17 protein-coding genes and 1 riboswitch are annotated in these 19,264 nt (G+C 72.9%); of the genes, 7 read left to right on the forward strand and 10 right to left on the reverse strand.

Features of this window, described 5'->3' with window-relative positions; all coding sequences use genetic code 11:
* Together LV78_RS00005 and LV78_RS00010 are read left to right on the forward strand one after the other, a co-directional pair.
* Nucleotides 1-316 (forward strand): transposase (locus LV78_RS00005; protein WP_253842427.1); only part of this gene is annotated, 316 nt, incomplete at its 5' end.
* A gap of 211 nt (nucleotides 317-527) precedes the next feature.
* Nucleotides 528-593: riboswitch (guanidine-III (ykkC-III) riboswitch) on the forward strand.
* Between the two features lie 31 nt (nucleotides 594-624).
* Nucleotides 625-939, forward strand: coding sequence for a DMT family transporter (locus LV78_RS00010; protein ID WP_253842428.1), 315 nt, complete (start codon nucleotides 625-627; stop codon nucleotides 937-939).
* A gap of 378 nt (nucleotides 940-1,317) precedes the next feature.
* Here the strand turns inward: LV78_RS00010 and LV78_RS00015 are convergent, their stop codons facing one another.
* From LV78_RS00015 to LV78_RS00025, 3 genes are all read right to left on the reverse strand, one after another.
* The gene (locus LV78_RS00015; protein WP_253842429.1) at nucleotides 1,318-2,166 is read right to left on the reverse strand and encodes an SGNH/GDSL hydrolase family protein; all 849 of its coding nucleotides are present in this window, start codon (nucleotides 2,164-2,166) and stop codon (nucleotides 1,318-1,320) included.
* 198 nt (nucleotides 2,167-2,364) lie between these two features.
* The gene (locus tag LV78_RS00020; RefSeq protein WP_253842430.1) at nucleotides 2,365-4,683 is read right to left on the reverse strand and encodes a hypothetical protein; all 2,319 of its coding nucleotides are present in this window, start codon (nucleotides 4,681-4,683) and stop codon (nucleotides 2,365-2,367) included.
* A gap of 414 nt (nucleotides 4,684-5,097) precedes the next feature.
* Nucleotides 5,098-5,667, reverse strand: coding sequence for an HhH-GPD-type base excision DNA repair protein (locus LV78_RS00025; RefSeq protein WP_253842431.1), 570 nt, complete (start codon nucleotides 5,665-5,667; stop codon nucleotides 5,098-5,100).
* 62 nt (nucleotides 5,668-5,729) lie between these two features.
* Here LV78_RS00025 and LV78_RS00030 point away from each other — a divergent pair, with 62 nt between their 5' ends.
* From LV78_RS00030 to LV78_RS00040, 3 genes are all read left to right on the forward strand, one after another.
* The gene (locus tag LV78_RS00030; RefSeq protein ID WP_253842432.1) at nucleotides 5,730-6,335 is read left to right on the forward strand and encodes a phosphoribosylanthranilate isomerase; all 606 of its coding nucleotides are present in this window, start codon (nucleotides 5,730-5,732) and stop codon (nucleotides 6,333-6,335) included.
* A 133-nt stretch (nucleotides 6,336-6,468) separates the two neighbouring features.
* Nucleotides 6,469-7,806: a hypothetical protein gene (locus tag LV78_RS00035; RefSeq protein WP_253842433.1), complete on the forward strand. Its 1,338-nt coding sequence runs from the start codon at nucleotides 6,469-6,471 to the stop codon at nucleotides 7,804-7,806.
* A 58-nt stretch (nucleotides 7,807-7,864) separates the two neighbouring features.
* Nucleotides 7,865-9,079 carry a WxL protein peptidoglycan domain-containing protein gene (locus LV78_RS00040; protein WP_253842434.1) on the forward strand — a complete coding sequence of 405 codons (1,215 nt, stop codon included), beginning with the start codon at nucleotides 7,865-7,867 and terminating at the stop codon, nucleotides 9,077-9,079.
* 30 nt (nucleotides 9,080-9,109) lie between these two features.
* On the opposite strand, the gene LV78_RS00045 is transcribed toward LV78_RS00040, so the two are convergent.
* A complete protein-coding gene (locus LV78_RS00045) occupies nucleotides 9,110-9,790 on the reverse strand; it encodes a TetR/AcrR family transcriptional regulator (protein ID WP_253842435.1) in 681 nt (226 codons plus the stop codon).
* Between the two features lie 76 nt (nucleotides 9,791-9,866).
* On the opposite strand from LV78_RS00045, the gene LV78_RS00050 reads away from it, so the two are divergent.
* The gene (locus LV78_RS00050; protein ID WP_253842436.1) at nucleotides 9,867-11,003 is read left to right on the forward strand and encodes an FAD-dependent oxidoreductase; all 1,137 of its coding nucleotides are present in this window, start codon (nucleotides 9,867-9,869) and stop codon (nucleotides 11,001-11,003) included.
* Nucleotides 11,004-11,042: 39 nt separating this feature from the next.
* On the opposite strand, the gene LV78_RS00055 is transcribed toward LV78_RS00050, so the two are convergent.
* The 6 genes from LV78_RS00055 to LV78_RS00080 all read right to left on the reverse strand — a co-directional run bounded on the left by LV78_RS00055 (nucleotide 11,043) and on the right by LV78_RS00080 (nucleotide 16,713).
* On the reverse strand, nucleotides 11,043-12,083 hold the full coding sequence (locus LV78_RS00055; RefSeq protein WP_253842437.1) for an HtaA domain-containing protein: 1,041 nt from the start codon (nucleotides 12,081-12,083) through the stop codon (nucleotides 11,043-11,045).
* Nucleotides 12,080-13,180 carry a hypothetical protein gene (locus LV78_RS00060; RefSeq protein ID WP_253842438.1) on the reverse strand — a complete coding sequence of 367 codons (1,101 nt, stop codon included), beginning with the start codon at nucleotides 13,178-13,180 and terminating at the stop codon, nucleotides 12,080-12,082. The genes LV78_RS00055 and LV78_RS00060 overlap by 4 nt, the downstream gene beginning before the upstream one ends.
* Nucleotides 13,180-14,013, reverse strand: a complete 834-nt coding sequence (locus tag LV78_RS00065; RefSeq protein WP_253842439.1) for a heme ABC transporter ATP-binding protein — start codon at nucleotides 14,011-14,013, stop codon at nucleotides 13,180-13,182. The genes LV78_RS00060 and LV78_RS00065 overlap by 1 nt, the downstream gene beginning before the upstream one ends.
* Nucleotides 14,004-15,086 carry a FecCD family ABC transporter permease gene (locus LV78_RS00070; RefSeq protein ID WP_253842440.1) on the reverse strand — a complete coding sequence of 361 codons (1,083 nt, stop codon included), beginning with the start codon at nucleotides 15,084-15,086 and terminating at the stop codon, nucleotides 14,004-14,006. The genes LV78_RS00065 and LV78_RS00070 overlap by 10 nt, the downstream gene beginning before the upstream one ends.
* Nucleotides 15,083-16,177 carry a heme/hemin ABC transporter substrate-binding protein gene (locus LV78_RS00075; protein ID WP_253842441.1) on the reverse strand — a complete coding sequence of 365 codons (1,095 nt, stop codon included), beginning with the start codon at nucleotides 16,175-16,177 and terminating at the stop codon, nucleotides 15,083-15,085. Before LV78_RS00075 ends, LV78_RS00070 begins: the two co-directional genes overlap by 4 nt.
* A 131-nt stretch (nucleotides 16,178-16,308) precedes the next feature.
* A complete protein-coding gene (locus LV78_RS00080; protein ID WP_253842442.1) occupies nucleotides 16,309-16,713 on the reverse strand; it encodes a cysteine/serine endopeptidase inhibitor in 405 nt (134 codons plus the stop codon).
* 183 nt (nucleotides 16,714-16,896) lie between these two features.
* On the opposite strand from LV78_RS00080, the gene LV78_RS41425 reads away from it, so the two are divergent.
* The gene (locus LV78_RS41425) at nucleotides 16,897-18,471 is read left to right on the forward strand and encodes a nucleotidyl transferase AbiEii/AbiGii toxin family protein (protein ID WP_253842443.1); all 1,575 of its coding nucleotides are present in this window, start codon (nucleotides 16,897-16,899) and stop codon (nucleotides 18,469-18,471) included.
* The last annotated feature ends 793 nt before the right edge of the window (nucleotides 18,472-19,264 follow it).

Here is a 19,264-nt window from a genome sequence, read left to right on the forward strand (position 1 = left end):
CGACCAGCTGCTCTACCTGGTCATGGACAACTTCTCCCCGCACCGGCACCCCGACGTCCGCGCCTGGGCCGCCGACAACAACACCGAACTGGTGTTCCTGCCGATCTACTCCAGCTGGTTGAACTGGATCGAGTCCGAGTTCGCCGCCCTGCGCTACTTCGCCCTCAACGGCACCGACCACCGCAGCCACACCGAACAGAACGCTGCCATCGCCTCGTTCATCCGCTGGCGCAACGCCCGAGCCCGACCCAAGACCGGCTTCGCCACCGACTCACCCATCCGCACCTGGACCGATTACCCGGCCAGGGCTGCGTGACAAGCCACTAGTACGGCTCAAGGCTTTCATCTCGGCACCAGTCCACAACCGGAACAGCACCGACGAGCGCACCCACAGCAGCGAGCACCACCGCGTTCGGGCCTGCCACCAGTTTACCGGAGAGTGCGACAACAAAGCGACGATCTGAATTCACCCGAAAGCTGCGACTCGGATCACCCGCGCTTTGCCGCCGGGCGGTGCTATTGTCTGTCCCAACGTCGCATTGACGGCGTTCCGGACGAGCGCGCCGTACCCGGTCAGGACAAGACGGTGCAGTGGACCACTGGACACTGCGGAAGGCGTTCGTCATGGCATGGGTCGTTCTTGTGCTCTCAGGGATCTTCGAGACGGTGTGGGCCGCAGCGCTGGGCGCGTCACGCGGGTTCACCCGACTCGGCCCGAGCCTGCTGTTCGGCGCGGCCCTGCTGGTGAGCATGGGCGGACTGGCGTTCGCGCTGCGGACCATCCCCCTGGGCACCGGGTACGCGGTGTGGGTCGGCATCGGCGCGGTCGGCACGGTGGTCTACGGCATCGTCGCACTCCAGGAACCCGCTTCGATCCTGCGGTTGCTGTGCGTCGCCCTGATCGTCGGCGGCGTGCTGGGCCTGAAGGTCCTGCACTAGCGGGAGTCCCACCCCGAAGCGCGCGGCGGCCCGCTCCAGGCCGTCGTGCACAGGACCCCGGCTCCGCCCGTCCTTTCCGGGTGTGACCGGCGGGGTCGGGGTCTCCCGCACCACCCGCGATTCGGCCTCGTTCGCGGGTAAGCGCCACTTGCGATTCCGCACCGGGCAGCCCTCACGCACGGAAGAGCTGAATGATGTCGGCTATCCGGATACTCTGGATAATCAAATTTGCCGAACATCCGAATACCTGGGCAATCAGAAATCGGATTGCGCCGCGCGGTCGCGGAGGTCGGTTCACATCGCCTGGAACGGTGCCACGTCCAGGCGGCGATGTGGCGCGCGCTTTTCCAGGAGAGCCGAGCAGCCGGTGAGCGAGGGTCAGGACCGCTCTTGCTCCCACGAGTGCGCGGCCACCAGTTCGGCCACCGCGGCCATGCCCGCTTCGTTCGGGTGGTACCCGACGCGACCGGGCGGTGGGACGTAGGGCTCCATCCACGGTTCGGCGGAGCAGACCCCGTGGTCGCGGGTGATCGGCGTGGTGTCGACGACGGTCACGTCGTGCGCCTGCGCGGCGCGCCTGGTGGCCGCTTCCAGCCTGGTGACGACGGTGCGCTCGAACGCGAGCTGGTCGTCGGTGAGCGGCAGACCGGCGCACGAGGGGCCCTCGGGCGGGAGCACGGCCTGGTAGGTCAGGGCGAACACGCGGGCGGCGGGCGCGCGGCGGTGGATCTCGGCGTAGACGGCGCCGATCCGCTCGTGCAGGGTGTCCAGGCCGCGCAGCATGGCGGCGCGGTCCACGGTGGGGCAGGCCTTGGTCCGGTCCTTGGCGGCCTTGCTGTTCTGGCAGCCGTACGCCATCAGGCTGCCCATGTAGTTGACGTCGTTGCCGCCGATGGTCACCGTGACCACGTCGGCGTCTGCGGTGACCGCCTGGATCTGCGGGGGCAGGCCTGCCTGCTCCTTGCTGAGCACGTTGGCCGTGGTGGCGCCGCCGCAGGTGACGTCGACCAGGGTCGCGCCCTTCGCGGCGGCAGCGAGCGTCGGGTAGTTGCGGGTGGACCGGCCGCACGCGCCGGGGACGCCGGGTTTGAGGTCGGGCACGCCCGGCCCCGCGGCGAAGGAGCTGCCCAGCGCGACGTAGCGCGGGCTGCCCGAACCGTGCGCGGCGCCGGCCGCGACCACGACGGACATGAGCAGGGAACCCACGACGAGGGCCCTGAAGAGCACCCGTCTCACGGGCGGCTTGCGGTGCGACGACGGAGCCACGGGACGAGCGTGCCTGGCGGATAGGGGTTTCGGGAACACCGGTGGCGAAGGTGACCTGTTCGTGTCCCGTGTGCCCGGTCACGTTCCCGGTCGGCGAGCGGTCCCGCGACACCGGACCGGGTGGTCCGGCGTCGCGGGATCACGGCTCAGGGGCGCGCTCTAGGACATCGCGCCGCCACCCGTGGAGCCGCTGTAGCCCGAGCCGCCCTCGGGGCCGTCACCCCGGTCGGTGCTGGACGGGTCGCTGTCGTTCTGGTTCGGCGTGGAGTCGTTGTCGCCGGACCGGCCGTCACCGTCCGCGTCGGACGGGTCGCCCGAGGAACCGGTCGACCCGGACCCGCCGGAACCCGAACCGCTGGAGCCACCGCTGCTCGAACCACCCGACGAGGAGCCGTTCGAGGAACCGCTGCCGGACGAGCTGCTCCCGGAGGAGCCGCTGCCGGACGAGTCGTTGGACGAGGACCCGCCACCGGACGAGGACCCGCCCGAGGAACCGGACCCGCCGGAGCTCGACCCGTTGGAGCCGGAGCTGCCGGAACCGGAGCTGTCGGAACCGGAGCTGTCGGAACCGGAGCTGTCGGAACCGGAGTCCGAGCCGTTGGAGGACCCGGAGTCACCGCCACCGCCGAACCCGGAGTCGCTCCCCCGGTCCCCGGAGGAGCCGCTGTACCCCGAGCCGCCCTCGGGACCGTCGCCCCGGTCGGTGCTGGACGGGTCGGTGTCGTTCTGGTTCGGCGTCGAGTCGGCGCTGCCGGACAGCCCGTCCCCGTCGGAGTCCCGACCGCCGAGCCCGCCACCGGACGTGCCCCCGAGGCCACCCGAGCCACCGGAGTCGCTCCCACCATCAGAGCCACGACCACCCGTTCCGGTGGCCGCGCCGGACCCGGAGTCACCGGAACCCCCGAGGCCATCGGCCCCGCCGGACCCCTCGGACCCGTTCCCGGCACCGCCGGACCCGTTCCCGGCGCCACCGGCTCCCTCGGGCGCGTTCCCCTCGGCCCCGTCCCTGGAGTCCCCGCCACCGTCAGACCCGCCGGAGCGCCACTCGCCTTCGAGCCCCCAGGTCTCGCCGGGCTCGTCCGGGCGGGACAGGTCCCACCCGCCGTGGGAGCGCGGGCTGGTCTCCGGCCCGTCCCCCCGCTCGGCGCTGGTCGGGTCGCTGTCGTCCTGGTTCCAGGTCGGGTCGAGCGAGTCCGGCTTCCCGTCCCCGTCGAAGTCCCCACCGCTCCCGGCGGGCGGCTGCGCGGGCGGCGGGTTGACCACCCGGTCGCTGCCGTACCCGGCCCCGCTCTCCGGCCCGTCACCACGATCGGCGCTGGCCAGGTCCCGGTCGTTCTGGTTCGGCGTGCTGTCCTCGGCGTCGGGGACGCCGTCGTGGTCGCGGTCGGGCAGCGCGTCCCGCTCGGCCGCCTCGGCTGCGGCGGCCCGGTTGCGGGCGTGCTCCAGCGCCTCCCGGTGAGCCAGGTCGGGCCGGTTCTCGGCGCGCCACTGGTTCTTCCGCGCTCCCTCCTCGCGCAGCCTCTCCAGCAGCTCGGGCACTTCCTGCCGCGTGGTGGGCGGTTCGGGCGCGGGCTTGAACGTCTTGTCGAAGCTCAGCCCGAACCCGAGGTCGGACCAGCGCCCCTTGTCGTTCTTGGGCGCGGTGCGCGGCACCTCCGGCACCGACGCGCCGTCCGGCGTCTTGGGCGCGGGAGCGCTCGGGGGCGCCTGCGGCGCGGGTGCCTTGACCTCGGGGCTCTTGCCTGGCGAGAGCGGGTCGGCGGACTTCTCGGTGCTCACCGAGCCGCCGCCGGGCACCGGGGTGCTCTCGGTGACGCTGTCCGGGGTGTTGAGGTGCCACGACCCGTCGGCGCGGCGCTCGAGAGTCACCCCGATCTCGCGACTGCGCCCGTCCGGTGTGGTGACGGAGGCGGTGCCCTTGTAGCTGAACGTCACCTTGCCGTCGGGCGAGATGTTCAGGCTGAGCTTGGACTGGTACTGGGCGCCCAGCACGTCGAGGCTGTCGCTGAGGTCGGTGTTGAACCCGTCGCGCTTGGGCCCGATGTCGGTGAACTGCGGCCCCGGCGGCTTGCCCACCCGAATCCCGCCGCTGAGGAAGCCCTCTTCCTTGTAGCGGTCGTAGGCGGCGGTGCCGGTGACCGAGCTGCGCGGCCCGATGGGCACCCCGCCGGAGATCCCGACCCCCTTGGTGTCGGACGGGGCGCTCAGGAAGTGCTGCCCGCGCGCTTCCATCTCCCTGGTGATCTCCCTGGCGCGCACCGGGTCGTTGCGGAACACGCGCCCCAGCTCGTCCCGGAGCTCCTGATCGGTCATGGAGCGCGCGGCGACACCGCCGAGGGGCGCGGACTCGGAGGTCGCGGGCTCGGCCGAGGCGACCCCGACCACCGCGCCCATGCCGACGGCGGTGAGCGCGGCTCCCACGACGACCCGCCGGACGACGCCGAGCGGGTGCCCGGCAGGTAACAGCGGATTAACCATGAAACATCCCGACTTCCGTGTTGGCAGTTTTCCCGTACAACGAGTATCCGGTGGCAGGGAAACGCTAACTACCCCTTACGGTCAGTTCCACTGCACCGAATGACGGCTATGCGCCGAAAACGTTCGGTGAAATGCTTTTCACGCTGCGGTCGAGCCGTCGGAAGGGTTTTCCGGAAATTCCGGGCACACCAAAAGAGCCGGAGTCGTCACCCCGAGGCGCTTCGTACCCTGCGCATACCGCGAACGCCACCCGGCACCGGCGTCCCGGCCGCGACGACCGCCTGATCGCCGCCGACTACCCGCGAACTCCCCTCTTCCCGCAGCTAGAGCCCTTCACGACTTCCACTGTGACGCGCCTGCGGACCGCCAGGTTCCCCAAAACTCACCCGACGGCCGGATTAGGGAAGCGCCCCCTCACTTGGCGGCGGCTTTGGCGGCCTTCTTGAACTCGCGGACCTCCAGCAACGAGGCCGAGTCGGTCACGTCGGCGACGCTGCGGCGCGACCCCTCTTCGCCGTAGGCGCCCGCGGCCTCCCGCCACCCCTCCGCGTCCAGTCCGAACTGCTTGCCGAGCAGCGCGAGGAAAATCGCGGCCTTCTGCGCCCCGAATCCCGGCAGCGCCTCCAACCTCTTCCGCACCTCCGCCCCAGTGGGCTCACCCCTGGTCCAGATCAGCGTCGGCTGACCGTCGTAGTGCTCGACGAGGTGCTGGGCGAGCACCTGGAGCCGCTTGGCCATGGAGCCGGGGAAGCGGTGGACGGCGGGCTTCTCGGCGACGATCCCGGCGAACTCCTCGGGGTCGGCCTCGGCGATCCGGTGCACGCTGAGCCCGCCCATGCGGTCAGCGATGATCTTCGGGCCCTTGAAGGCCTTCTCCATCGGGATCTGCTGGTCGAGCAGCATCCCGAGCAGCAGGGCCAGGGGGTTGGTGGCGAGCAGGTGGTCGGAGTCGGGGTCTTGCGCCAGGCACAGCTCGGGGGTCATGGCGCGAAGCATGGCACGGCCGTTCGGGCGGGCGGCCCGCTCGCCCGGGATAGCGTGGCCGGATGTTCGTGAAGCTCTGCGGGTTGCGCACCGAGGCCGATGTCGCCGTCGCGGTGGAGGTGGGGGCCGACGCGGTCGGGTTCGTGTTCAGCTCCAGCCCCCGGCAGGTCGACCTGGCCACCGCCACCCGGTTGGTCGCGGACGTGCCCGACGGGGTGCGGTCCGTCGGGGTGTTCCGCAAGACGCCCGTGGACGAGGTCGCGAGGCTGGCCACCGCGAGCGGGGTCGGCGCGGTCCAGCTCCACGGGGATTACCCGAAAGAGGCGTTCGAGGCCCTCGCGCACCTCGGGGTGCCGTTGATCCGCGCGTTCGCCCCCACCCCGGACAGCGACCTGCGGGTGGGCGCGTTCGGCGAGGAGCTGCTGCTGCTCGACTCCCCCGTCGCCGGGTCCGGCGAGCGGTGGGACGCGGCGGCGCTGCGCGACCGGGTCGACGGGCGCTGGCTCCTCGCGGGCGGGCTCGGGGTGGACAACGTGGCGGCGGCCGTCGCGGAGGCGCGGCCGTGGGGGGTCGACGTCTCCAGCGGCATCGAGTCCGAGCGCGGGGTCAAGGACCACGGGCTCATGCGCGCGTTCACCTCGGCCGCCCGCGCCGCCCAGACCGGCTGACCCCCGTGACGCGAAGCCCGCGGTGGATCTCCCGCCGTGGGCTTCGCCATGTCCGGGGGCAGCGATCTTGTCCTCGGCAATCACTCCACCATAAGGTGAGCCTTGCCTAACCTTTTGGTGGAGAGGCTCAACCATGACCAGACCCAGTCGCCAGTGGCGCGTCCTCGGGCTGTGCGGCGCGCTCTGCGCGGCGTCCGTGCTCGCGGCCGCACCGGCGCAGGCGCAGTCCGCCGAGAACGTCCAGGACGCGTCGTTCGTGTGGGGCCTCAACGGGTACGCCCAGGCGGGCATCTTCGGCCCGTGGACGCTCAAGGACTTCACCGGCAACGCCACCCAGCTCACCGGCACGGTGTCCGGCGGCTCGCAGACCGAGTACGCGGTCGACCCGCTGCCCGCGACCTCGATGCCCGTCTCCTCCCCACAGAAGACCCCGAACGCGGTGAAGTTCACCGGCGGCACGGGCACCGTCGACCCGGTCACCGGCGCGGGCACGCTGTCCTGGACCGGCAGCTACACCGTCAACGCCTACCCGGCGCAGTTCAACGCCCCCAACGAGATCTACCGCGACCCGGTGCTGACCGTGGCCGCCGACGGGTCGGGCAGCGTCACCGCCGAGTTCAGCGTCGGCGGCGGCAACGACATGAGCGGCAACCCGATCCCGCCGGAGGAGCTGGGCAGGCTCACCGTCATCACCTTCGACGCGGGCTCCCTGGACGGCCTGACCAGCACCGGCTACCGGGTCACCCCCGACTACCGGGGCGTGACCGTCGACCTGGCCGAGGGCACGCCGCAGGTCCGCACCTGCTCGGACGCGGGCGGCGCGACCGGCTGGTGGGGCTCGTGGCCCACCGAGTTCGTCACCAAGGCGCCCTCGGCGGTGCGCTCGCACTTCTACTCGACCGGCTGCGGCGGCAACCAGGACTACAAGGCGCCGCTGCCCTTCGACGTCGCCTACACCACCGCGGCCACCCCGCCCTCGGGCTCCGACAAGGACCAGGACCTGAAGGTCGTCGTGCCGCAGGCCCCGACCGAACCCGGCGAGTTCGTGTGGACCGTCGACGGCAGCAACGGCCTGGTCGACCTCGGCACCGCGACGCAGCGCGGCGACCACTACCTCGCGACCGGTTCGATCAACCCGATCCGGGTGACCGACACCCGCGAGAACGCCCCGGCCTGGTCGGTGTCCGCGCAGGTCAGCGACTTCACGGCGGGCACGACCTCGTTCGACGGCAAGTACCTCGGCTGGACCCCGGCCGTGACCGAGAACAGCGGCAGCGCGGTCCCCGGCGCGGCGGTGGCGCCGGGGTTCGACTCCGGGGCCGGTCTGTCCTCCCCGGCCACGCTGGGCAGCGCCCCGCTCGGCCACGCCTCCGGGTCCGCCCGGCTGGGGGCGGAGCTCGTGCTGAAGACGCCGCTGAGCGTCGGCGCGGGCTCCTACTCTGCGACGCTCACGCTGACCGCGCTGAGCTGACCGCACCGGGGCGGGCCTCGCGCCCGCCCCGCACCCCTCCCCCACCGCTGAGGACACCATGACCGCCCGGACGCTCGCCGCGCTCCTGATCCCACCACTGCTGCTGCTCGGCCCGGCGCCCCTCGCCGCCGCGCAGGAGAGCCCGAGCGTGACGTGGGGCGTGCGCCCCGCCGACAACGCGCTGGGCAAGGCGCGACCGAACTTCGGCTACACCGCCGCGCCCGGCGCGGTCATCGCCGACGAACTGCTCGTCACCAACCACGAGCGGCGCGCGCTGACGTTCCGCGTGTACGCCGCCGACGCCTTCACCACCTCGTCCGGGCAGCTCGACCTGCTGCCCGCGGGCACCCCGTCCGAGCACGTGGGCACGTGGGTCGCCTTCCCCGAGGGCGAGGTGACCGTGCAGGCCGGGCAGACCGCGCAGGTCCCGTTCACGGTGACCGTCCCGGCGTCCGCGACCCCCGGCGACCACAGCGGTGGCGTGGTGACCTCGCTGGGCGTCGCCGACGCCTCCTCCGGCATCACCGTGGACCGCAGGCTCGGCTCGCGGATGCACGTCCGGGTCGGCGGCGCGCTCGCGCCGTCGCTTCAGGTCCGCGACCTGACCGTCGACTACGCGGGCTCGGCGAACCCGGTCGGCCCCGGCTCGGCGAAGATCAGCTACACCGTCGTCAACACCGGGAACACGCGGCTGACCGCGACCCAGTCGGTGCGCGTCGACGGGCCGTTCGGGTGGTTGGGCGCAGACGCCGAGGCAGCCGCGCTCCCCGAGCTGCTGCCCGGTGAGAGCGCGACCCGCGAGGCCGTGGCGAGCGTCCTGCCGTCCGGTCGGATCACGGCGGCGGTGACGCTGGTCGCCATGGTACCCGGCGGAACGGCGTTGGAGCCGGTCGTCGGCTCCGGCGGGGCGCTCGCGATCCCGTGGGCGACGGTGATCTCGCTGCTCCTGCTGCTGTGCGCGGTGTTCGGGCTGCGGGCGCGGGCACGGGCGCGCAAGGCGGGTGAGGAGCGCCGGATCGCGGCGGCCGTGGACGCGGCGCTGAACCGGGACCGGGGCGGGAGCAAGGCGGACGCGGCCAGCGCTGAGAAGGCGAAGGCGGACACGGCCGTCGACCCGGCTGCGCCCATCGACCGCGCCGAGCCTGCGGACTCCGCTGCCCCCGCTGAGCCCGAGACCGCCGAGACCAAGCCCGCTGGTCCCGAGACCGCCGAGACCAGGATCGCTGAATCCAAGGCCGCCGAGACCGGGACCGACCAGGCGGCGAAGCCCTAGCCGGACCCGGATCCGAATGGCGCGGCACCGCTACCGGATGGTCGCGATGCCCGCCAGGATCAGGTCGATCCCGGCGAGGAACTGCGCCCGGTCGTCGTGCTCGACCAGGTGCGCCGCCATCCGGTGCGCGTGCGGGTGCCGCTCGGGGTCCTGCCGCCGCCACCGCTCGGCGACGGACTCCAGGAACTCCGCCCGGTCCACCCCCTTCGGGGCGAGGCGGGCGTTGGCGGCGTTCTGCCCGGCGACGCCGAGCACGTAGTTGCCGAGCGCGGACGCGCAGTCGAACTGCGCCCGCTCCGGCACGCCCAGGGCGTCGACCAGCCCGCCGATGGCCTCGAAGACCTCCAGCAGCGCGGGCTGCCACGGCTCGCGGGCGAACTGGGCCCCCACCCACGGGTGCGCGTCGATCGCGTCGAACAGCCCGAGCGCGAGCGCGCGGACGTCCTCCTCGGGTTCCGCGCCGCCCCGCACCCCGGCCAGGACGCGCCCGATGACGTCGTCGGTGGCGACGGCGAGCAGTTCGTCCTTGTTCGCGACGTGCCAGTAGATGGCCCCCGCGCCGGTCGCGAGCCGGGTGGTGAGCGCGCGGAAGGTCAGCGCCTTCTCGCCCTCCGCGTCGAGGATCTCGATCGCGGCCTCGACGATCCGCTCCTTCGAGAGCGCGTCGGCGCGCCGCCTCCCCCGCTGTGCCCCGCTCGTCATGGGCACCATCTTGACACGACTGGAACAACGTTCCAAACTCACCGCTGGAACGCCGTTCCATTCACCGTCGAGCAAGGAGCCCCCGATGGCAGCACAGGTCACGATCGTCGGCGCGGGCCTGGGCGGACTCACCCTCGCCCGAGTCCTCCACGTCCACGGCGTCACCGCCGAGGTCTACGACGCCGATCCCTCACCCCAGGCCCGCACCCAGGGCGGACAGCTCGACATCCACGAGCACAACGGACAACCGGCGCTGGCCGAGGCGGGCCTCACCGCCGAGTTCCGCGCGATCGTCCACGAGGGCGCCCAGGCCACGCGGGTGCTCGCCCCGAACGGCGCGGTGCTGCTCGACGAACCGGACGACGGCGCAGGCGTGCGCCCCGAGGTCCTGCGCGGCGACCTGCGCCGCGTCCTGCTCGACTCGCTGCCCGCCGGAACGGTGCGGTGGGGCAAGAAGCTCGTCCGGGCCACCCCGCTCGGCCGGGGCAGGCACGAGCTGACCTTCGCGGACGGGACCACCACCGACGCCGACCTGCTGGTCGGCGCGGACGGCGCGTGGTCGAAGGTCCGCGCGCTGGTGTCGGACGCGGCCCCGGAGCGCACCGGCATGATCGTGATGGAGACGTACCTGCTCGACGCCGACGAGCGGCACCCCGAGGCGGCGGGAGCGGTGGGCGGCGGCGCGATGTACGCGCTCACGCCCGGCAAGGGCATCGTCGCGCACCGCGAAGCGGGCGGAGTCCTGCACGCCTACGCCCAACTGCTGCGCGACGCCGAGTGGGTCGAGGACCTGGACCTCGCGGACAGGGGCGCGGCGACCGCGCGGATCGCCGCCGAGTTCGCCGGGTGGGCGCCCGAGCTGACCGCGCTGATCACCGGCAGCGACACCGCGCCGGTCGCGCGCGTGATCCACGCGCTGCCGGACGGGCACCGCTGGGAGCGCGTCCCCGGCGTGACGCTCGTCGGCGACGCCGCGCACCTGATGCCGCCGTCCGGCGAGGGCGCGAACCTGGCGATGCTCGACGGGGCCGAGCTGGGCAGGGCGATCGCGGCGCACCCCGGTGACGTGGAGAAAGCACTGGCGCTGCACGAGGAGGCGATGTTCGCACGCAGCGCGGCGGAGGCCGTCGAGGCGCACGGGACCGTGGACCTGTGCCTGGGCGACGACGCGCCGTTCGGGCTGATCGCGCTGCTGGGCGGGAACGCGCCCGCGCACGCGTGACCCCGGCCCCGGCGTCGGGAGCGCCGGGGCCGGACGGGGTCAGCGGCGCGCGGGTCGGTAGGCCGCCAGCAGCACCGCGGTTCCGGCCAGCAGCAGCGAAACCCCCAGCCACAGCACGTTCTCCACGTCGCTGCCGGTGTTCGCGAGCTGCTGGGTCGGCCGGTGGCGGACCTCGGGCACGAGATCGCCGCCACCACCGCCTGACTGCGCGGGCGGCGCGGCGGGCGGGGGCGCGGCGGGCGGCCCCTCGGGGAGCTTGGCGCAGTCGGCGGCGACCGCGAGGTCGACCGGGTCCAGCGCCGTGCCTGCCTGGTAGAAGCCCGCGAACGCCTCGGCGGTGGTCAGCGCGGCCGGGACCCCGGTCCAGGACAGCGCTTCCGCCGTCCCGGTGTGCGCTCCCCCGCCGAGGTCCAGCTTCGCCAGCGCCACGTCCGGCAGGTCGACCGGTTGCGCGGGCGCACCGGGCTGGGCGCGCAGGGCGATGTCGGCCTGCATCGTCGCCGTCGTCCCGCTGACCGTGATCGACGGGTCCTTGAGCACCAGGGTGAAGAAGTGCGTCGGGTAGGCGAACTCGACCTTGCCCCGGTAGTGCGCGGTGAAGTCGCTCTTGGTGCGGAACTCCGCGCTCTGGAAGGAGAACCGGTAGGCGCCGGTGGGCACGCCGGTCGGGTTGGGCTTGCCGTCGCGGACCACCTCGTCGACCGCCGTGATGGTCGCGCCGTCGGCGGCGGTGATGGAGTTGCCGGTCGCGCCGCCGATGCCGACGCCCACGTACTGCCGGAAGCTCTTCTTGAAGCCCCACAGCAGATCGCCCTTGCCGACCGTGGTCGGGGTCAGCTCGCAGGTCTGGGGCGCGGTGGTCGTCGTCGTGGTGGTGGCGCTGCTCTCCTGGGCCTTGCGCACCTCGGACGTCGGGTTCGCGGCGGAGCTCGGCGTGGAGTCCGAAGTGGACGGCGCGGCCGAGGAGGGAGCCGTGGTCGTCGTCACCGGGGGCTCCGCGCTCTCCTCCTGCGCCAACGCCGGTCCGGGAGCCACGACGAGCAGCACCCCGGCCGCGAGGACCGCGCTGGTGAGCCTCACTGCCCGACCTCCGCCCTGCGCCGCTTGCGCAGCACCACGATCCCGGCCACGACGACGACCAGCGCGGCAACACCCACGCCCACGAGCAACCAGGTGTTGTCGCCTTGCTCGGGCGTCTGCTGCGTGGCGGTGTCGGTCGCGGCCTGCTGGGTCGCTGCGGCGACCGCGAGATCGACGCCGCCCAGCGCGCGGGACTTGGTCCCGGTGAACTCCAGCCGGTACTGCCCGGCCTGAGTCCCCTCCGGCACGACCGCCGAGTAGGTCAACGCCCCCGCCGCGTCGGCCGTGGCGACGGGCAGGAACAGCGCGCCGGGCTGGAGCAGCACCTGCACCGGCTCGTCGGCGGCGAACCCGGACCCGGTCACCTCGACCGGTTGCCCGACCTCGGCGGTGCCGCTCGCCGCCGCGAGCACCGCGGCGGGTTGCTGCGCCTGGGTGTTCTGCGCTTCGGGCTGCTGCGGGGCCGGTTGCTGCGCCGTGCCGGGGGGAGCCTGCTGCGGGGTGTTCGGCGCGGGCTGCTGGTTCGGCGCGGCGAAGGTGATCGGCGTGAACGTCTCGTTGTTCGGGTTCACCACGCCGTGCGCGCCGATCGTGATGATCCCGCACTGGACCAGGGTGCAGTCGACCTGCGTGGTGTTGCCCGCGCGGTCGACGGCCGGGAAGCGGGCGCCGGGCACGACCAGCCTGGTGCTCCACGAGCCGTCGGCGGACACCGTGCCGCCGTTGGCGCTGCTGGCGGTGTCGCTGCCGGGGAAGGACACGAAGCGCTGGAAACCGTTGTTGTCCTTGGCCTCGCTGTCCTGCACGTACCGGTAGGTCGACCCGACCTGGCCGCCCGCGCTGGGCCGCCAGCTCCCGCCGGGGTCGGACACCCAGCCGAACAGCACGTAGACGCCGCCGTGCGCGTTGGGCACCGACTGGAACCCGCTGCCGCGCAGGTCGATCGTGGTGGCGTAGTCGGGATCGGCGGTGGAGGTCGACAGCTCGACCCGGCCCGCCGCGTGCGCCACCGGCGCGCCCACCGCCACCGCGCAGGCGACCGCGCCCGCCACGGCGGTGATCCCCGCCAACCGTCTGCCGAAGTCCTTGCTGGACATCACACTCCGCCTTCCCCGCGTACCGGCAGGACGACCGGCTTGCCGGTTCGGGGGTGCGGGAACACCTCGACCGGGTGCTGGTACACCTGCGTGAGCAATTCGGCCGTGCACACCTGTTCCGGCGGCCCGACCTCGATCAGCCGACCGTCCGCGAGCACCGCGACCCGGTCGGCGTGCGCCGCGGCCAGCCCGAGGTCGTGCAGCACGACCAGGACGGCGGCGCCCGCGTCGGCGCGCCTTCGGGCCAGCGCCATCACCTGCTCCTGGTGGCGCACGTCCAGGGCGGCGGTGGGCTCGTCAAGCAGCAGGACCCCGGTGCCCTGGGCGAGCACGCGGGCCAGCGCGGTGCGGGCCTGCTCGCCTCCGGAGAGCCTGGTGTGCGGGCGGTTCGCCAGTTCCACGAGCCCGGTGTCGGCCAGCGCGGCGGCGACCTCGACCTCGTCGTGGTCCTCGGCCTCGGTGCCGCGCCAGGGCGCGCGCCCCATCTCCACGACCGCGCGGACCGGGAACGGGAACGCCACCGGGTTGTGCTGCGGCAGCACGGCGCGGGTGCGGGCGAGCGCGGCGGGCGGCCAGTCGGCGGCCGGGCGCCCGGCGATCTCCACGACACCGCCGTCGACCTCGCGGTCACCGGCGAGCGCGGCGAGCAGGGTGGACTTGCCCGCGCCGTTCGGCCCGACCAGCACGAGCACCTCACCGGCGACCAGGTCGACGCTGACGCCGTCCACGAGCCGGTTTCCCCGCGCCAGCACGACGACCTCGCGGGCGCGGGCGGCGACCTGGCCCGGTTGGGCGGCGAAGGGCTCCACGACGTCGAGGGGCTTCACAGCCATCCCCCTTCCACCGCTCGGGTCCGGTGCAGCAGCCAGAAGAAGAACGGTCCGCCGACCAGCGCGGTGACCATGCCGATGGGCAGGTCGGCGTGGGCGACGAGGGTGCGGGCGAGCAGGTCGGCGGCGGACAGCAGCACCGCGCCGCCGAGCAGGCTCGCGGGCACCAGCACGCGGTGGCCCGGCCCGACCGCCATGCGCACCAGGTGCGGCACCACCAGTCCGACAAACCCGATCACCCCGGTGTAGGACACGGCGGCGGACACGCCGACCGCGACGAGGCAGATCACCAGCAGCCGCAGGCGTTCCACGTCGACGCCGACGTGCCGGGCCTGCCGGTCGCCGAGCGCGAGCAGGTCGAGCTTGCGGGCGACGGCGAGCGCGCCGATCGCGGTGACGACGACGAGCGGGGCGACCAGCGCGACGTACGGCCAGCGGCTCCCGGCGAGCGAACCCAGTTGCCAGAACACGATCTGCTCGCGCGCGGCCTGGTCGCCGAGGAACACCAGCAGCGCGATGGCCGCGCCCGCGACGGCGTTGACCGCCACGCCGGTGAGGATCATCGACACCACGCCGGTGCGGCCGTCGGAGCGGGCCAGGGCGTAGACGGCGAAAGTCGTTGCCAGACCGGCGATGAAGGCGACGCCGGGGGTGGTGAAGGCGCCGAGGAACGTCCAGTTGAAGACGATGGACAGGCACGCGCCGACCGCCGCGCCCGAGGAGACGCCGACGACGCCCGGTTCCGCGAGGGGGTTGCCGAAGGTGCCCTGCATGAGCGCGCCGCAGACGCCGAGGACCGCGCCGACGAGCGCGGTCATCACCACGCGCGGGAAGCGGATGGCCCACAGCGCGCTGTCGGTGAAGCGGTCCAGCGGCGCGGGCGCCAGCCCGACGCGGTGGGCGAGGGAGGCGAGCACGTCGGAGACCGGGACGCCGAGCTGGCCGGTGCCGGTGGAGACGAGCGTGACGACGACGAAGGTCGCGACGAGGCCGGTGAACAGGGCCAGGACGCGGAGCCTCCCCGGTCGTTCGGGCAGCGATCCCGTTGCGGCGGAACGGGTCTCGGTGGCGGTCACGAGCCCTCCGGCGCGTACAGGGCGCGGGCGAGGCCGTCCAGGACCGAGGCGGTGAGCGGGCCGAAGCCGAGCACCTGGTGGTCGCTCATGTCCACGAACCTGCGGCGCTCCCCCGCCGGGGTCTGCGCGATGCCGGGCACCTCCAGCGCGCCCTCCGCGCCGCCGACCGATTCGAGGCCCTTGGTCATCATCAGGATCACGTCCGGCTTGGCCCTGGTGAGCGCCTCGGGGTTGACCGGGCGCATCCCGTCGATGCCGACCTCGGTGGCCACGTCGACCGCGCCGAGCGCGGTGATCAGCGAGTCCGCGCCGGAACCCTTGCCGAACAGGTAGTACACGCCCGCCTGACCGCGCAGGTAGAGGAAGACGACGCGGAGCTTGCGGTCGGGTTCGGCGGGCGCGAGGCGGGAGATGGCCTCGGTGGTCGCGGCGATCTCGCGGTCCATGCGGTCGGCGAGCGCCTGCCCCTGCTCGGGGACGCCGAGCGCGGCGGCGACGGCGTGGACGATGGCGGCGTTGGTGTCCATGCCGCGCTTGTGGGTCACGACGACGACCGGGACGCCCATGTCGCGCAGCTGGAGCATCGCGTCCCACGGGCCGAGCGTGGTGTCGGTGAGGATCACGGTGGGGCGCAGGTTGACGACGGCCTCGGCGTTGAGCTGGTGGCCGTTGACGGTGACCAGCGGGAGGTCCTTCGCGGCGGGGAAGCCGGTGGAGACGTCGCGGCCGACGACGTTCGGGCCGAGGCCGAGCCCGAAGACGGTGGCGGCGAGGGTGCCGGAGACGTCGAGGGCGAGGATGCGGGAGGCGTCAGTGACCGTGGTGCTGGTGCCCTGGTCGTCGGTGACGGTGGCCGGGAGGACGGGTTTCGGGTCGGTGGCGACCGGGGTGATGTCGGCCTGCTCGACGACGGCGGTCGTGGGGCCGGTGCGGCTCCTGGGATCGGCGAGGCCGGTGAGCTGGGCCAGCGGTGTGCGGGGCGCGCCCGGCCGCGCGGGTTCCTCGGCCGCGCCGGGCGGCGGGACGGCGACGCAACCGGCGAGCAGTCCCGCCACGCAGGTCAGCAGGGCAGCTCGGAGACGTCCGCGCATCACAACTCATCCTTCGGTTAGGTAAGGCTAACCTAGTGGATGGTCGATCTCCGGCGAAAGGGGCAGGTCGGGCGCTGTCGATCACACGCGGCGGCGCGGGCGCGACCGTCCGTCGCGCCCGCCGGGGCGGATCAGGAGCGGACGAACTTCCAGGTCACCCCGACGTTGCCCAGGTTCGGGTCGGCGAGCTGGCGGAACGCGGGCAGGCTCAGGTCGATGTGCCCCGGCGCGCAGCTCGGGCACTTGTCGCGCACCGGCACCTTGACCGTCTTGCCGTTGCGGGTCACCTCCACCGAGATCCCCTTGCACAGCGGGTCGTTGTTCGGGTTCGCGGTGGTCCAGTAGCTCGCCGAGACCGCGACCAGCAGCTCGGTCGAGGCGTTGAGCCAGGTCCCGCAGGCCCCGTAGCCGGAGTCCGTGTAGTAGGTGGTGTTGCCGCTGACGGGCTGGCCGATCGGGATGGCCGCCTCGGCTGTGCCGGGCAGGACCAGCGCCAGCGCCGCGGCCAGGGCGGCGCTCCAGCGGGTCGCTCGCATGGGGACTCCCTCGTGCTCGGTGGACTTGTGAGAGCGCTTCCAAGCCTTCCGGATTGGTCTGGACCTCTGTCAAGGAAGTGAGGGGGGCGGTTACCCGGATGGCCGACACCCGGCCGTTGCCACCCCGCACCGCCTTTAGTCAAGTCGCCCTCGCCGCGCGAGCTGGAATGCGAGGATTCCGAGGTGTTCAGCGGTGACTTCGAAGTGCGCGTGACCGGCTCCGAGTGGGAGGCCGACGGGTTTGCCGCGTTCGCGCGCGAGCACGGGGTGAAGTTCACCCACATCGTGCTCGCGCGCGGGACCAGCCCGTCGCAGCCCATGCTGTCCTTCGGCGCGCGCGGCACGCTCGACGAGGTGCGCGCGCTGGCGCGGCGGTGGCGCGAGGACCTGGCCACCGAGGGGCTGCGGGTGCTGCGGACCAAGGTCGAGGCGGCGCCGTCGGCGGCGGGCGTGCCCACCAGCGACGAGCAGGCCAGGCCCGACCTGTACTTCGAGCACCACGTCAAGCTGCTGCTCACCCGGTCGGACGCGGCGGTGCTGCACGAGCTGGGGCACGCGGTGCAACCGCACAACGCGCACCTGTCGGCGAACGCGCTGCGCGTGCCCGGCGGTGACCACGAGGAGCGGTTCGTCACGCAGCGCTGCCACGGGGTCGGGCGGGAGACCGCGCGGGAGCGGTTGGCGGCGCTGCTGGCGGCGGTGCGCGGGGTGCTCGGCGAGGGTGAGCGGGTGCTGGAGGTCGAGGAGGAGTACGTCGTGCACGACGACGCGCTCGACCTGGACCGGGGGTGGCTGGAGGGTTCGGCGGACCGGCACGCGTGGCACGAGGAGCGGTTGCGGACCGCGCCCGCAGGGGCGCCGGACTTCCCCGTGACCTACCAGCCGATGCGGGTGCACCCAGGGGTCGGGTTCCAGCAGCGGGCGGTGTTCGACCCGGCGGTCAAGCAGTACGGGCACTCGTTCCGGGCCGGTGAGCCGGTGTTCGACGACCCCGAGCAGGGGGCTCGGTGGTTCGCCGCGCGGCGGGAGGCGGTGGCGCACGTGCTGGAGGTGGTGGCGCGGTCGCCGTGGGCCGGGAACCTGGTGCTGCGCGGGAGCGCGCTGCTGCGGGCGTGGTTCGGGGACGCGGCTCGGGAGACCGGTGACCTGGACTTCGTGGTCGTTCCCTCGACGGTCGGGGTGCGGGACCACCTGGCCGAGGAGCTGCTGGCCGGGTTGGTGGTGGCGCTGCTGACCGAGCCGGGGCCGGGGGTGCGCGGCGAGGGGGTGACCTCGGTGGACATCTGGACCTGCGAGCGGGCGTCCGGGCGACGGCTGGTGTTCCCGTTCGACGTTCCGGGGCTGCCCGGCGGGTCGGTGCAGCTGGACCTCTCGTTCGCGGAGGAGCTGCCCGCGCCGCCGAGCCGGGTGGTGGTGACCCCGCTGGGGACCACGCTGCTCGCGGCCTCGCCCGAGCTGGTGCTGGCGTGGAAGGTGCAGTGGTTGATGACCGACATCTACCCGCAGGGCAGGGATCTGCACGACGCGGTGCTGCTGGCCGAGCGCGCGACGTTGCCGCTGGAGGTGGTGCGCGGGTTGCTGGAGCCTGAGCTGGGTGAGCAGGGGCGGTTGTTCACGGCCGGTGACCTGCGGTCCTTGGAGGGCGAGGTGGACTGGGCGAACTTCGCCGACGAGGACCCGGTGGCCTCGGCCGGTGGGGACGCTTCGGCTTTGCTGGACCGGTTGGTGGCTGCTCTGGAGCGGCAGGTTCGCGCGTAGTCGCGCTTCGCCGGGGGCGTTCCAGGGCTGGTTTCACCTGCGCCTTTCCCCGAAAGAGTGATCCTGAAATACGTGGCTCGCAGGGTCTTAGCACAGCCTGTTCCACCGTGGAACAATTATCAGCAGGACGACGCGAAGCCCGCGATCGAGCATTGCGCGAACGGCCCGGACCGGTCAGGTGCACCCCGGTTTCCGCGCCCGTTCCGCAAGCCTGATTTTCGACTTCGCGCGCTCATGCGCACTCGACACCTGACAGCGCGTTCCAGGCGTGTCCTCGCCTGGGCGCACTGGGAAAGGAGGAACTGCTGAACGCTGAACCCACAACTGAATGCGCAAGACGACCGCGAAGGCCGCGGGCCGGGTCGGTCGGGCCATCACCTGCGAGCACCACGTCCGACGGTGCCGTGACGACCTCCGGGAGCGCGCCCCGGCGGTCCTCTCACCTCCGCTCGGACGAGCAGGCCCGACCACCCACAGAGGCGCCGTCTGGTGCGAACCGACCCGAGCCGAATCGAGAGATGGCGCCAACTCGATCCGGACGAGGGCGAATTCCACCAGCGGCGCCTCACCACCATAACCGGGCAATAACTGTGCAGCATAATCAAACACAGGTCGCCCCGACCGACCGCTGGGACACCCCGGTGGCACAACAGCAGCATTTCCACCTAAGCACACGCGGCACGCCCGGTTGCGTCGACAAGCCAGTCAGCCTCCCCAACTGTTCAGCCCCAGAAAACGCTCACCAAAGGCTGTGAATCAACTCGATAATCGGCCACTCAGGTGAATGGGTGAG

This window comes from Actinosynnema pretiosum, assembly GCF_024171695.1.
Lineage (GTDB): Bacteria > Actinomycetota > Actinomycetes > Mycobacteriales > Pseudonocardiaceae > Actinosynnema > Actinosynnema pretiosum.